We start from the raw sequence: 14,326 nt of genomic DNA on the forward strand, positions 1-14,326 counted from the left end.
TCTTTTATAATGAAAGGAATGGTACATATGATAAATAAATTGAAAGAAAACATCGGATCTGTGTTTGTTGGTAAAGAAAATGTTATTGATCTACTGCTCGTTTCACTTCTTGCTGATGGACATGTACTACTCGAAGACGTGCCTGGTACTGGGAAAACGTTACTGGCGAAAACCATTTCAAAAAGTATTGGTGGTAGTTTTTCTCGCGTTCAATTTACCCCTGATGTACTTCCAAGTGATGTGACAGGTATTGAATATTTCAATCCAAAAACGAGCGAATTTGAGTTAAGACTCGGACCAGTCGTGGCAAACATTCTACTGGCAGATGAAATTAACCGTGCAATGCCGAGAACACAGTCTAGTTTATTAGAAGCGATGGAAGAACGACAAGTGACGCTTGAAAAGCAGTCAACTCCTCTTCCAAAACCGTTCTTTGTTATTGCGACGCAAAATCCAATTGAATCACAAGGAACGTTCCCTCTTCCAGATGCACAGCTTGATCGCTTTTTAATGACAATTTCTATAGGTTATCCGAATCCTGAAGATGAACTACAAATGATGCGACGTTTTCGTAACGATGCACCACTAGAAAGTGTCACATCTGTTATTACTTTAGATGATATTTTAGATGCACAGAAACGAGTAAAAGAGATTTTCGTATCCGAACCGTTAGAACATTACATTATTAAACTTGCTCATGCTACAAGAAATCATGATTATATCGCTAACGGTGTAAGTCCACGTGCCACATTAGCTTTAGTACGTGCTGTTCAAGCTTTAGCCTTTTTACACGGGAGAGAATATTGCACACCAGAAGATATACAATTGTTAGTTCCTTCTGTTTGGAATCACCGTATCGTCTTATCAATGGAAGGTGCCCTGCGTACGACAAAGAATGATATTATGCAAAGTATTTTAAAAGAAGTTGACGTACCTGTGGAGATTGAACAAGCATGAATGGACAGCGTGTTGTAACTGTGCCTTTATTTTTTCAACTCCATATTATTCAACTAACCGTTCCAATCGCATTACTTTTCACATTCTTTTTCCCGCAACGAATGCTTATGTTTCTCTTTTTCTTCTATTATTTATTTGCGATTTTTATTTATAAATATGTCGCTTTCATAGAGAAGAAGTTTCAAATCATAAATGAGAAACAAACTACACGGATTTTTCCTGAGGAATCTGGACAGTTTTTTATTCATTTAAAAAATGGAGCCAGCATACCAATCGTTAATGGTGTTTGTTACTTTCATTTAAATTCGTCCCTTATACCGCATAAAGAGCAAGGCATTGAACAAATATCAAAAACGTTATTCTCTTTCCCATTTTCACAACTTGCACATTCGGCACAAAAATGGGGGTTAACATTAACCGCCACGAAGCGTGGCGTGTTTCAAATTGAACAATTTGAATGTGTATTAAAAGATCCATTTCATCTATTAACTGTACATTTACCTGTTTTTGATAAATTAAGGACTGAAATTATTGTGTATCCTTCTCCTAAAGAAGTAGCAGGTTTGCAAGAACTTCAGCAACTTTTGAATGGATCTTATCGAACGAATTTTTCTTTTTACAATGATGAAACATCTATTATCGGTGTAAAGCGATATGAGCGTGAGTCTTTCCGCTCTATTCATTGGAAGGCATCTGCTAAAATGCAACAATTACAGGCGAAGCAATATGAACCTGTAAAAAATTATAGTTGGACGATTTGTCTTTCTTTAGCTGCCGATCGTGGATTTGGTTGGAAAGATAATGTAGAAGAACTTATTTCATATGCAACATACATTTTCCAGTATGCAACGAAGCACCACATTCCGTTTGAATTGTTTATTAGTGTATTAGCAGAAGGCGGTGCATTACATGTACCGTTAAATGAAGGACAAACACAATATGCAAAAGCTTTAGAAGAATTAGCCCGTATTTCAGATGATAGTACGTTACTTCCGAAACAAGGATTCCTTCATTATGTAAAGAGAAAAAGAGAACGATCGTCTACAATGATATACATTGGTTTACAAAGAAATGAACTCCCTCTTCTCTCGCAACCAACGTTTCTCATTACTAGTGAAGGGATGGTGGAACCAGTTGAAAACTTGGCTATATCACATTCATGATTTCATTCTGCTCCTTCTGCTTTCATTATTAACAGAAAGAGATGAACTAATTAGTATTGCAATATTTTTAACAACAGGCTATATTGGAGTATTTCTTATTCATAAATTTATGCAGAAAAAAACAACAGGATTTGTAATACTTTTAGTTCTTCAAATCGTTCTTTTCTCTTTATTTTTACCTTTTTCTCTATTTGGCACAATCATATTACCACTATTTTTCTTTATCGTACATGTGGTCGGACCTGGATATCCAGTTCAAAAATCTTTAGGTGGTATTGTATGGTTTGTCGTTTCAGCTATATTTTATGCACCCTTTCCACCGTTGTGGAAACTATTAATGTTAGCCTTGCATCTTATGATTACATTTTGGTTAACCGGGGCCAATCGCAAACAACAACTATTACGTTTTTCTTCTATCATTACGATTGGCTTAATGAGTATATTAATTGTTCAAGTATTTCCTTTCATTCGACTTATTTTTGGTTTTATAACGGAAGTAGTCGCATTAGGCTTCGGCTATGCTTTAATGCCATTAATTAAAGCAGCGGAATTAAAAGATACTGAAGATGTTTGGGCAAATAAAGGACATCTCTTAAAACCAAAAATTGAAGACGGAAAAAAAATTCCTGATTTTGATCCAATACTCATAAATAGCACTACAATAATAGTCTGTACAGCTATCGCTATTTATGTCGTTTGGAAAATAGTAAAAAAACGAAAACATTTAAGTTTACCAAATATGCCCGCCTTCGAATCTACTATCATTACTGATAAAGAAGGAATGAGCCAAAATCGTTTTAAACGAAATAAACCGCCACATAACGAAATTCGGAAGGAAATTTTTAAGCTAGAGAGTAAGTTAACCCCTCCTTTAAATAGAAAACGGGGAGAAACTGTTGAGGCTTGGCTAGAAAGAATAAACGATGAAGAAGATGTAAATATTCAAAGTGATATTATTATAGATACTTATAATACGGTGCGTTATTCAAATAGTGCAAACACTGTACTTCTACATGAATTTAAGGAAGAGATTCATAAGCTTTATGCATATCAAAAAAGTTTGAAGAAACGAAAGAAATAACGTAACAAAAAGACTCCTATATTCATAGGAGTCTTTTTGTACTTCTACGTTGCTTTTTAAATTGAAGCATTCTTCCCTGCTTCAATTTCTAATGACTCTTCATGCCACCAAAGTGTTTCTTCAGGGTCTTCTTTAGCGATTTGGTGTGCTTCTTTTTTCGTTTCTACTGTAGGATATGAACCTTTTAGCGCACGCCCTGAAGTTGTAACGAATAGTACACTAAATACAACTAATCCAATAATACTTACACCTGCTAAATAAAATGCCGGTGCGAGCGGGTTACCAGTTGCATGAACTAAGTATGAACATACAAGCGGTGTTGTTCCACCGAATATCGATACAGAAATATTAAATGAGATCGAAAGTGCTCGATAACGTACATCAGTGAAAAAGAGTGATGGTAATAATGAAGGTAATGTTCCTTCATATACACTTAAGAAGAAACCTAGTACGAAAATACCTGCAAATATAGCTGCAATATGTCCGTTACCTATTAGTAAAAATGCTGGAATTGCAAATACAGTTAAACCAAGTAAACCAATTTGCACAACGCGTTTATTACCAATTTTATCACTTAATTTACCGAAATATAGTGCTAGTGGAATCATAAGTGCCATCGTAATAGAAATAATTAATAAGCCTGTTGTTTCTTCGACTTTAAGTACTTGAGTTAGATAAGAAGGAATATACGAAAGAATCATATAATTTGTAATATTAAAGAAGGCGACAATTACTGTGCTTAATAAGAAGTCTTTTTTGTGATATTTAATAATATCCATGAATGAAAATTGTTCATTGTCTTCAGATTCCTCTTGTGCTTTTTCCATCTCTTCAAAGATTGGAGATTCATCTAGATGACGGCGTAAGTATAAACCGACCAAACCAATTGGTGCAGCTATTAAGAACGGAATACGCCATCCCCAGCTGAGCATTTGCTCATCTGTTAACAATAACGTCAAAATGGTAACAATTACCGATGCAGCAATGTAACCTGAGAGTGTTCCAATTTCAAGACCACTACCGAGTATACCACGCTTTTTATCTGGAGAAGATTCTGCGATATAAACCATTGCTCCTGAATATTCGCCGCCTGTAGAGAAGCCTTGAATCATTCGGGCAACTAAAAGTAGTATTGGTGCCCATACACCAATTTGTTCATAGGTTGGTAGTAATGCGATGAATAATGTAGAAAGTGCCATTAAAATAATAGTAGTACTTAACACGATTTTTCGGCCGTACTTATCCCCTATTCTACCAAAGAATACACCTCCGATTGGTCGAACGAGAAAGGCTGCTGCAAATGTACCGAATGTAAGTACAAGTTGCAATCCACTATTATCAACACCAGAGAAGAATAATTGACTTAAAATTACCGCTAAATACGCGTATAATCCGAAGTCAAACCACTCCATTGCGTTCCCTATACCAGTAGCAATTACTGCTTTCCTGGCTTGTTTAGGATTAACAATATTAACGTCTTGAGGTTCAAAATTTAAATCATTATTTTGTTGCATATAATAAAACAGCTCCTTATTTAATTTAACTTCTTTAAGCACACCTTCTCTTATTGAATAAAATTAATTCGAAGCACTTAAGGAAAAGCAACGTCTCCTTATCTGTTATTATTATTTCATATAATTAATTATTTGTCCAATTAAATGCTCTTTTTATATAAAATTAAACCCTGTTTAACTTGTTATAGAATGACGTTCAGCTTATATAACACATACCTTTACACTACAAATGAAATTTTAATTTATTTATATCTATACATTTCTGTAATTGCTTCCTTTAACCTAGAAATTAGTAACTTTTACTAAAGATTTGCATATATTTAAAAAGTGAACTCATTAGCTCGAATTTTGTCTTATTACATTCAAATATAGTATTATTATAGATTTAAAGGAGGGTGTTTTATGTTGGAAATAATACTTTTACTTGCTACTATTTCTTTTCTCTTCATTATTTCTGGATTTTTCATTACCTTAAAACAATATAAAGAAATAAAAAATATAAAGACTATATTAACTACCAAAAAAGAAAATGAGAAAACTACATCCGAAAACTCAATCCCTATGCAATTAGACCTGAGCGTTCTCAATAATTTACTGGCTTCTGGAATAAATAAAGGTACTAATTCAGGTAATGAAAATTCTAAGTCTGAGAAAACTAAATAGTCGTTACGTATTTAATAAAATATATATCTCCTATTTTATCTAATCTTATTAATAACTACCTCTGATTAAAAAGGAGACTACTTATGTGTAAAAATCCGATTTCTATTATTATTCGTATACAGCATAACATAAAAGTTTTACCTGAAATTTTGAAAGCCTGTGAACAACTACACCCTTTAGAAATCATCCTTACTATTAACGGATATATCGATGATTCCATTGATATTGCACAATCTTACAATTGTAAAATTATCACATTAGAAGAACCGTCAGAATTAAATAATTGTTATGTAATTGGTGCCACAAAAGCAAAGGGTAAGTACCTCTTATTTTTAGATGCAAATTACATTATCCAATCTTCCTTACTTACACAATTTCTTCAACCATTACTAGACGAATCAGCTGACATAGTATTAAACAATTTAGATGACTTTTTTTATCAAAAGCAAAAGCCAACTATAGAAATGATTTGGCAGCAGGTTACGAATCATTTTTTTCATCGTCCAGATTTACATGTTAACTCACTATTATTTCCTCCCTATGCAATAACAAAAGAGATTCTTGATGCAATTACTCCAGAAAGTTTATTAAATCCGATATTGGCACAAATGAAAATTATTAAAAATAAATTTCGCATTAGCAATCATTTTAAAATTTCTATACCGCAAATTCCCTCCTTCCCCTCAAAACAACTCATTCGTTATCACCTAGAAGCAATTGAAAATTGGGTAAATATATTACAAAATTCAAGAGGAAACTATACTGATAATAATCGAAGGCGAGATATTATTTTAGAACTTCAAAACGGCGAACAAAGAGCTATACCCAAAATAATTACAGGTAAAAAGTTTTATTCAAATACTTATGGAAATAAACAATTATCCATCATTATCCCTGTTCAAAATGAAGAAAAAACGATAGAATCTATCATTTTTGAGGTGCAGAAATTAAAACCTTTAGAAATCATCATTATTGTTAATGGATCAACAGATAAAACAGAGGAATTGGCGAAGAATTGCGGTGCAACAGTTATTACTTACAAAGAAGCACTCGGCATTGATACCGGACGTGCCGTTGGTGCATATTTTGCAAAAGGTGATATATTATTATTTATTGATGGTGATTTCTTAATTCCTAGTTCTGATTTATTACCATTTGTACAATCTGTTCAAAATGGAACCGATTTAGCTTTAAATAAATTAGAGCACTACTACATGTATCGTGTTCCTTATACTATCGTAACTGCATGTAAGCATGTTGTTAATTTAGCATGTAATCGAAAAGATTTAGGTATGGGCTCCACAACTGCTGTCCCTCATGCTTTTAGTCGAAAATGCATTGATACAATTGGGTTTGATTCTCTTCTTTCACCAACCTTAAGTCAAGTTAAAACAATTTTAGCAGGATTGCATGTACAAAATGTTCATTCTATCGACGTTGACAAGATAAATCGAGTTCGACCAGAAAAACACTTCTCGCAGGAAGGCTACCTTTCATTAGCAACGCAACAAATCATTGGTGATCATATAGAAGCAATTTCTTACCTCATTGAACAAAAAAGAAACACTGAATACTTTTAATTGTATATTCTTACCACCAAATAATATATAAATTCATTTTAAATATATAGCAAAATAAAAAAAGATGGTTGTAACCATCTTTTTTCCAGGCTGTGGAGAAAGTCTTCTCCACAGCCTGTTTTTGTGTCTGAACCTCTTTTTATGTGTCAACACTGATAAAAAAGAGGAAAAGGAGAGATTTTTTATGATGGGTGCTTTAAAAAATCATCGTGATGAGCGTGTATCTGTTTCTGTAGAAGAGTTGGTTCCACAAGATCATTTCCTTCGTGCAATTGAAGCGACAATTAGTTTTGATTTTATTGAAGAGAAGTTACGCCCTTATTACTGTGAAAACAATGGACGCCCGTCCATTCATCCTATTGTTTTATTTAAGATGATGTTTATTGGATATTTTTACGGTATTCGTTCTGAGCGTCAATTGGAAAAGGAAATTAAAACGAATATTGCCTACCGTTGGTTTTTAGGGTTTTCTCTATCGGATACTATTCCGGATCACTCTACAATCAGTTGGAATCGTCGTACTCGTTTTATTCATACAAATATTTTCGAAGAAATTTTTGATGAGATTGTGAGACAAGCGACGGAGCACCGGATGGTAGGAGGACGTGCACTGATGACAGATTCTACACATATTAAGGCCAATGCCAATAAAAATAAATTTGTACATAAATATAAAAAAGAAAAAGCAAAGTTTTATATAGACGAGCTAGAAGCTGCGGTAATCGAAGATCGTGAGGTACATGGAAAAAAGAATTAAAACCTAGAAAGGAAAGTGATACCCCTACCAAAAAAACTCGTATAAGTACAACGGATCCAGATAGTGGATTTTTAATGAGAGATGGAAAACCAAATGGTTTTCATTTCTTGGATCATCGTACGACTGATGCGAAGTACAATATTATTACAGATACCTATGTAACGGCTGGAAATATGGCAGATTCCGAGCCGTATTTAGCACGCCTCCAAGCTCAGATTGATAAATTCGACTTCAAAGTAGAAGCTGTTGCCCTTGATGCTGGCTATTTTACAGGATATATCTGTAAGAAACTATCAGAACGGAATATATTTATGGTGATGGGGTATCGCCGATTTGGAAAACGGAATAAAGAAGTACCGAAAAGCCAATTTAAATATGTAGAAGAAATGAATGTTTTCGCTTGTCCGATGGGATGTATTCTAGAATATGTAACAACTGATCGTGAAGGATACCGTCAATACAAATCGAATCCAGAAGACTGCGCTGTTTGTCCGTTACGTGAGGTGTGCTTTTCAAAGAAACAAAAACAAAAAGTTATCACTCATCATGTGTGGGAGAAATATAAGGATATTGCTAGAAAAAACAAGCTAACAGCTACAGGGAAAAGGTTGTATAAAGTACGCTGTTCCACTATAGAGCGAAGCTTTGCAGACGCCAAAGAACTACATGGCTACCGCTATGCCCGGTTTCGAGGGCTGAAGTCTGTCCAAATGCAAGCTTATCTCACCGCAGCTTGTCAAAACATGAAAAAAATAGCCCTCCACCTGACCAAAAAGGGTCAGGTGGAGGGCTATTTTTTAAAATTCTATTATTTTATGTTGTTTTTATTCGCTAAAATCAAAAAAGATTCCAGAGTGTTGGGAACCCTAAAGGGTTTCCCAACACTCTGAAAAAAAGATGGTTGTAACCATCTTTTTTATTTTTACATTAGATCAAAAGAAAAGTAGCAGGCAGGCTTTTCATTTCTGTATCTTTCTTAAGAAGTTTGAAAATAGAGGCTTGTTAATGAAGAGTCAACACTTAAATCATCTTTTAGTGCAATTGAGAAACATGCAACTAATGGTAAAGTAATAACAATTGATCCACTAGGACTAATTACAATAGTAGGACTTGTCCCACATGTGCCTCCACAATCGACTACTGCATCAATTCCACTACCAGGGGTAATTGTAATTTTAAGACACACATCTAAACAAACATTATTCGTAGTACATGCCATAACTCTCCCTCCTTTCTTTTAACAATATATACAGTTAATTAAATTCGGACACGATTCTCTTACTAAGTCTTATAAATTAGATGTTATTTTATTATTAACTGCATAGAAAATTAACGTTTTATTAAACTATCTAAATCAACTAAAAAACTCAAATCATCCTTTACTGAAATAGGAACACATGCAATAAACGGTATTACATTAAAATTAGATAAACATTCATCATTGCACCTTACGAATATTTCTGCCCCACCATTTGGATTGACTTTAGTTTCTAAAGAAATATGAAAACAACTTTTATTGATGCAAGACAAGATATTCCCTCCTTTCTTATATCTAATATCAATTTATCCAAAAATAAAAATACCGTTACAACTTTATTTACTCTTTACCTTCCATACTTAAAATAAAAAAGATAAAAGCTTCTTCATATATATAAAGAAGCCTTTACCTTTTAGTTACTTGTTCATTTACTATCAGTCAGTGAAACATGCTCTTCACTTGTACCTGAGCTAAAAATAATAAAAATTTTTGATTTTAGTTTCATTGCAATACTAAATATCGTCAAGTTGCATAAATGAAATGTTTAAGTTACTCATTCAATAGACAAATTTACCTTTTAAAATAAATCTTTAAAATCCTTATTCTTCAATAAATATGAAAGTCCTTCTAAATGATCCCCAGTAATTCTCAATACAGCTGGTGGATGTCCTATCGTCGCAAAATGCTCTTGTGGCCGAATACGATTTGGTTTCATTACATCTACAAAATGGACACATTCGACTTTATACCCTTCTAATATTGCCTTTACTTGTGCAACACACGCTGTGTGAAGAGTGTCCCAGCCAATTCCCTCTAAACATTTTCTACTAATAGCATGGGGAACAGCAATTGTAGATCCTACCCCTAAATCTTTACGGTTACAAGCAATATTCAACATATATTTATATAAACTTACAATATATAGAGGAAATCTAAGATTTAAATTTAAATCATTTAAAACCATATCAACACCATCCGCAACAGCTTGCGTTAACGGATGAAGATCTTTTGCTGGAATAGCAAAATCAGCATCAATAAAGAGAAGTATATCTCCTGTCGCTTCTTGTGCACCAATTGCCCGTCCTACATCATGCCCTAATCTTTCTTCATAAACAATTACTGTTGCCCCTGATTGCTTAGCAATTGCTTCTGTTTGATCTGTTGACCCATTAATGACAACAATTATTTCTTTCGGTTCAATTTTTCTTGCCTCAAGAATAACTTCTTTAATCGTTGATTCTTCATTTTGTGCTGGTATAATAATTGATAACTGTTTTCCATTATAAATAGAGGAATTCATTCCCCATCCTTTATGGAAACGTGAATAATTCTTTTGTTTTTTTAACTGCTCTATAATTTCTCTTTTTCTTCCTCCATCTGTATAATTACCTCTATCATCTTTTCGTTGTAACCAACTCTCCAAAGCTTTTATATTTTCTTTAATCTCATATACTTCTAATTTAGTTAATCCATTTTTATAGAAAGAGGTTTTGTTTGCAGGCATATTATTCAAGGAGGTGTTAGTGATGGCTGACGAGGATTGTAGTCGCCACCCTTTCTCAATAAGAGTTACTTGGGACAGAATAGGGTTCTGCAAGATATCATATCCAATGTCTTCAATTGCTTTTTTAGTAATAGCATATGGCATAGATAACATCGAATCATATTTTAAATCCATACGCCCCAATACATCGTTTACTATTTTTCTATACACCATAGCAATGCTTAGCCATTCTACTCTCATCTTTTCAAAACAAACCGAGTCTATATTATTTAAAATTACATCCTGTTCCTTTTTTAGTAGCGGTTCTATAAATCGTTCTAATTCTACCGAAAAAATAACATCTTCTCCATTTAAAAATAAGACTACATCACCATTGGCGACTTTTGCCCCATGAACTGGTGCTTTCCATTTACTTTTCTCCTCAATCACAACAACGTTACTTTCAACAAATGTTGGTATAGATTGTATCGCACTCATTCTATCATCAGCTACAATAATAATTTCTAGTGGTTTTATATGCTGCACTTTATTTAAAATTTGATTCAATTTTGATTTTTCTTCTCCTAAAACTATAACAACTGATAGGTCCACTTCTTTTTGTTCTTCTTTTACAGTCTGATTAGGTTTTACTTTTTTTATATATTCAATTGTTTCACTCTTCCCTACAGCTGCATGCCCTGCTTTTTTATCAAAATATAAGTCAATTATAATTTGATTTACTTCCGTGTCTTTATCAAGTTGCTCTAATTCGGAAATAAATGGTAGCAAATGATTTTGCACATCAAATTCACACGCGAAATTTTGCAAAAAATAAATATTCGGTACATATTTAATGTGATTAAAAAATTTCACAACATTAATTCTTTCACCAAATTTCTCTTCAACTTCTTCTCTTGATAAACTTGGATAAGACAAATCGAAAACTAGATTTATTGGTACAGGTATCCATTTTAATAAATTTGTTTGAGGATTATTAATGAAAGCTGTGGAGCCCTTAACGAATCCAGCTAAAATTAAAGACATAAATCCTCCCCCAGAACTGCCATAAAACAACACATTTTTCGAATCAACTTTTAACTTTACAAATACTATTTCTAAAATATTTGCTATATCTTGTAAATAAAATCTATTTAACTCTCCCTGTCCCCAACCTAAAGATAATTTTCCAAGATATAACGTAGGGTCATTATAATATATAACAGTATCTTCAAATTCATCCATCCAAGAATGTCGATGAAAAATAGGTGGACCAATTGGCTGTTCTTGAAACCCACCTGCTCCGGATCCAAAAACAATAGTGTTAGAAGCATCGGGCTTAATACGAATTAAAAATTCATACGTTACTTTATCCCAATCAACCTTGAGTATAAATGGTTCTGTAATTTGAAAATCCATTTGCCATAATTGTTCATATGAAATGTTAATTATTTTATACTGGTCTAACAGTTTAATCACCCTTTCCATCCATTTCAAGTTGTTCTATCAAGTAAGAGAGAGCTTCAACGTGATCACCAATGATTCTTAATACTGCCGGAGGATGCCCATTGTGACTTACATTCTCCATTAAACGAATTCTATTCGGTTTTACAACATCAACGTAATGTACACATTCTACTCTATACCCTTGTAATATTGCTTTTACTTGTGCAAGACTAGGGCATAGTAAGCTTTCCCAGCCTATTGCATCTAAACATGATCTACTCATAGCATGTGGAATTGCTACTAATGAGCCATTGCTTAATTCTGGACGATTATATGCTAAATTAAGCATATATTTTACGACGTCTACAACATAAAACGGAGGGTGTAACATCGGATTCAAATCATTTAATGCTATGTCTACACCAGCTGAAACTGCTTTTGTAAAATGATGCAAATTACTTCCTGAAACACTAAAATCACCATCAATAAATAAAAGAATATCTCCTGTAGCTTCAAGCGCTCCAATAGCACGCCCAACATTATGACCAAGTCGTTCGTTATATTCAATAATAGTAACACCAAGTCTTTTAGCAATATTAGCCGTTTGATCTGTCGAACCATTTACAACGACGATGATTTCTAGTGGTTCTATTTTTCTCGCCTCAAGTATTACTTGTTCTATAGTCTCTTCTTCATTTTGTACCGGTATAATGACAGAAAGTTGCTTCCCATCATAAATTGAAGAATGCATTCCCCACCCTTGATGATAGGAAGGATATCGCTTACATTCACCTAGTTTTTGAACAATATCTCTTCTTTTTCCTGCATCAGTAAACCCTACTCTTCTTCCTTTTTTCTCTATCCATTTAGCTATACCTCGTAAATATCTTTCTACTTTCTCTTTTTCATTTTTGGATAACTCTTTTTTTATTAAATATCCTCCTTCCTCTATAGTCTCATCTTTAGATAACGTATTGATTGCATATTGATCGTTAATCCGCCACCCTTGATTCACAATCTTCATATGAGATAGAACGATATCTTCCATATAATTAAAGCCGATATTTTCCACTACTTCTTTCGTAAGCGCATATGGTAACGAAAGTATTGAATTGCTTTTTAAATCTGGTCGACTTAAAATTTCATTTAACATTTTTCTCCATACAATATCCATATTTGGACATTTACCTATTTCTATCAATTTATCTATTTTATTTAAAACTACATCGGCTTGATTTGTAACAATTGGCTCAATAAATCTCTGCATTTCATTTGTGGATAACGAAAAATTGCCATCTAAAAATAATAAAACTTCTCCTTTTGCTGCCTTTATACAAGCTCCATATCCATCATAATGCTTATTATATTTGTCCATAAAAACAATATGACATTTATGTTTCTTTGCTATTTCATACAAATTACTTCTATCGTTAGGAACGAAAATTATAATTTCAAGAGGATTTAGCTTCCATATAGATTGAATTGACTCTTCTAATATTTGCTCTCTTTCACTGTACAAAATAATAACCGTTAACGATTTCATTACACGCCCCCTTTACACATCATGTGACATAAAATATTAAGTATTACCATTTCCTATGAATTTGCTACTTTATTAACATATTCAAAAGTGAATTATACTGTGTGAAAACAAACGTCTATTTTTGAAAATATAATCTCTACACTTGTATCCCTCCTCTTATCGTTGTCTGTTACAACTCTCACCATTTAAAAATAAAAAAAGTCCTAATTTCTTTAGGACTCTTTTACACTAATTTATAAATATCATTAATTTTATATACAACCTTTTTCCATGTTATACCGCGATCTTTTGTAGTAAATATTTCTTTTTTATTACAAGCCCAACCTTTACGCCGATTAAAAAAATGTAAACAAAATACATTTTTCAGCAATGGATTACTTGATACCTTTATCCATTTTGCTCCTTTTTTTATTATTTGATACACACTTCCATTTTCACTATTTATAACCCAGCCATAATAGGAACTAAAAAACGAAACAGCCACTTTACTAGTATTTATTGTTTTATTTGAAATATGCCACGAATTCCCCTCGTATATTATATTTAAGCTCTATCTCGAGCTTAGATTTGCCACTTATATTAATGAGAGACCAGTAAAAAACACTTGGACGTCTCAAGATATTTCTAGATAATGATCTTAGGATCATTTGGGACAATTCTTCCCTCTCCTGTGGATGTACCACATAAAAAGAGTGTTTCTCAGTGAACGTGCGGGACTCCCTACGCGCAGGCTGAGCAGCCTGACCTTCGAACCTAGATGTTAGTAGCTCTAGGGCGGCTTTCGATATTCAGGACAAGCTCTCATACACGAGGTTGTTGGTCGGCGTACACACTAGAGATATCTCGAGACGTCCAAGAAATGATTCTAAATCGAAAGGAGGTCT

10 protein-coding genes and 2 pseudogenes are annotated in these 14,326 nt (G+C 33.4%); 6 read left to right on the forward strand and 6 right to left on the reverse strand.

Going from position 1 to position 14,326, the window contains the following annotated elements; genetic code table 11:
• The first annotated feature begins 27 nt into the window (after positions 1-27).
• Genes AC3WVZ_RS13320 through AC3WVZ_RS13330 form a run of 3 tightly spaced genes read left to right on the forward strand, consistent with a single transcriptional unit; the run spans position 28 to position 3,201 of the window.
• Positions 28-957: an AAA family ATPase gene (locus tag AC3WVZ_RS13320; RefSeq protein WP_233936468.1), complete on the forward strand. Its 930-nt coding sequence runs from the start codon at positions 28-30 to the stop codon at positions 955-957.
• Entirely contained in the window at positions 954-2,120 is a 1,167-nt protein-coding gene (locus tag AC3WVZ_RS13325; RefSeq protein ID WP_001014395.1) for a DUF58 domain-containing protein, read from the forward strand. The genes AC3WVZ_RS13320 and AC3WVZ_RS13325 overlap by 4 nt, the downstream gene beginning before the upstream one ends.
• Positions 2,092-3,201, forward strand: a complete 1,110-nt coding sequence (locus AC3WVZ_RS13330) for a DUF4018 domain-containing protein (protein WP_000860489.1) — start codon at positions 2,092-2,094, stop codon at positions 3,199-3,201. The genes AC3WVZ_RS13325 and AC3WVZ_RS13330 overlap by 29 nt, the downstream gene beginning before the upstream one ends.
• 56 nt (positions 3,202-3,257) lie before the next feature.
• On the opposite strand, the gene AC3WVZ_RS13335 is transcribed toward AC3WVZ_RS13330, so the two are convergent.
• Entirely contained in the window at positions 3,258-4,715 is a 1,458-nt protein-coding gene (locus AC3WVZ_RS13335; RefSeq protein ID WP_001186926.1) for an MFS transporter, read from the reverse strand.
• Between the two features lie 402 nt (positions 4,716-5,117).
• Between AC3WVZ_RS13335 and AC3WVZ_RS13340 the strand changes: the two genes are divergently transcribed.
• The 3 genes and pseudogenes from AC3WVZ_RS13340 to AC3WVZ_RS13350 all read left to right on the forward strand — a co-directional run.
• On the forward strand, positions 5,118-5,378 hold the full coding sequence (locus tag AC3WVZ_RS13340; RefSeq protein WP_000889737.1) for a hypothetical protein: 261 nt from the start codon (positions 5,118-5,120) through the stop codon (positions 5,376-5,378).
• 83 nt (positions 5,379-5,461) lie between these two features.
• Positions 5,462-6,958 (forward strand): glycosyltransferase, encoded by a 1,497-nt coding sequence (locus AC3WVZ_RS13345; RefSeq protein ID WP_000335242.1) that lies wholly within the window; start codon positions 5,462-5,464, stop codon positions 6,956-6,958.
• Between the two features lie 184 nt (positions 6,959-7,142).
• Positions 7,143-8,512, forward strand: a pseudogene (locus AC3WVZ_RS13350) (IS1182-like element ISBth7 family transposase); the annotation flags it as partial.
• A gap of 179 nt (positions 8,513-8,691) precedes the next feature.
• On the opposite strand, the gene AC3WVZ_RS13355 reads toward AC3WVZ_RS13350, so the two are convergent.
• The 5 genes and pseudogenes from AC3WVZ_RS13355 to AC3WVZ_RS13375 all read right to left on the reverse strand — a co-directional run.
• Positions 8,692-8,934, reverse strand: a complete 243-nt coding sequence (locus AC3WVZ_RS13355) for a hypothetical protein (RefSeq protein ID WP_000752474.1) — start codon at positions 8,932-8,934, stop codon at positions 8,692-8,694.
• Positions 8,935-9,044: 110 nt separating this feature from the next.
• A complete protein-coding gene (locus AC3WVZ_RS13360; protein ID WP_074555161.1) occupies positions 9,045-9,245 on the reverse strand; it encodes a hypothetical protein in 201 nt (66 codons plus the stop codon).
• A 305-nt stretch (positions 9,246-9,550) separates the two neighbouring features.
• Complete coding sequence (locus AC3WVZ_RS13365) at positions 9,551-11,872, reverse strand: glycosyltransferase (protein WP_233936573.1); 2,322 nt, start codon at positions 11,870-11,872, stop codon at positions 9,551-9,553.
• 52 nt (positions 11,873-11,924) lie between these two features.
• The gene (locus AC3WVZ_RS13370) at positions 11,925-13,442 is read right to left on the reverse strand and encodes a glycosyltransferase family 2 protein (protein WP_000839298.1); all 1,518 of its coding nucleotides are present in this window, start codon (positions 13,440-13,442) and stop codon (positions 11,925-11,927) included.
• Positions 13,443-13,665: 223 nt separating this feature from the next.
• Positions 13,666-13,974, reverse strand: a pseudogene (locus AC3WVZ_RS13375) (WD40/YVTN/BNR-like repeat-containing protein); the annotation flags it as partial.
• Between the last annotated feature and the right edge of the window lie 352 nt (positions 13,975-14,326).

It is taken from the genome of Bacillus sp. CPT56D-587-MTF, assembly GCF_058792335.1.

Coding starts and splice junctions, on each gene's coding strand:
- AC3WVZ_RS13320 (WP_233936468.1), top strand. CDS start 28: ATGATAAATAAATTGAAAGAAAACATCGGATCTGTGTTTGTTGGTAAA.
- AC3WVZ_RS13325 (WP_001014395.1), top strand. CDS start 954: ATGAATGGACAGCGTGTTGTAACTGTGCCTTTATTTTTTCAACTCCAT.
- AC3WVZ_RS13335 (WP_001186926.1), bottom strand. CDS start 4,715: ATGCAACAAAATAATGATTTAAATTTTGAACCTCAAGACGTTAATATT.
- AC3WVZ_RS13340 (WP_000889737.1), top strand. CDS start 5,118: ATGTTGGAAATAATACTTTTACTTGCTACTATTTCTTTTCTCTTCATT.
- AC3WVZ_RS13345 (WP_000335242.1), top strand. CDS start 5,462: ATGTGTAAAAATCCGATTTCTATTATTATTCGTATACAGCATAACATA.
- AC3WVZ_RS13355 (WP_000752474.1), bottom strand. CDS start 8,934: ATGGCATGTACTACGAATAATGTTTGTTTAGATGTGTGTCTTAAAATT.
- AC3WVZ_RS13365 (WP_233936573.1), bottom strand. CDS start 11,872: ATGGATTTTCAAATTACAGAACCATTTATACTCAAGGTTGATTGGGAT.
- AC3WVZ_RS13370 (WP_000839298.1), bottom strand. CDS start 13,442: ATGAAATCGTTAACGGTTATTATTTTGTACAGTGAAAGAGAGCAAATA.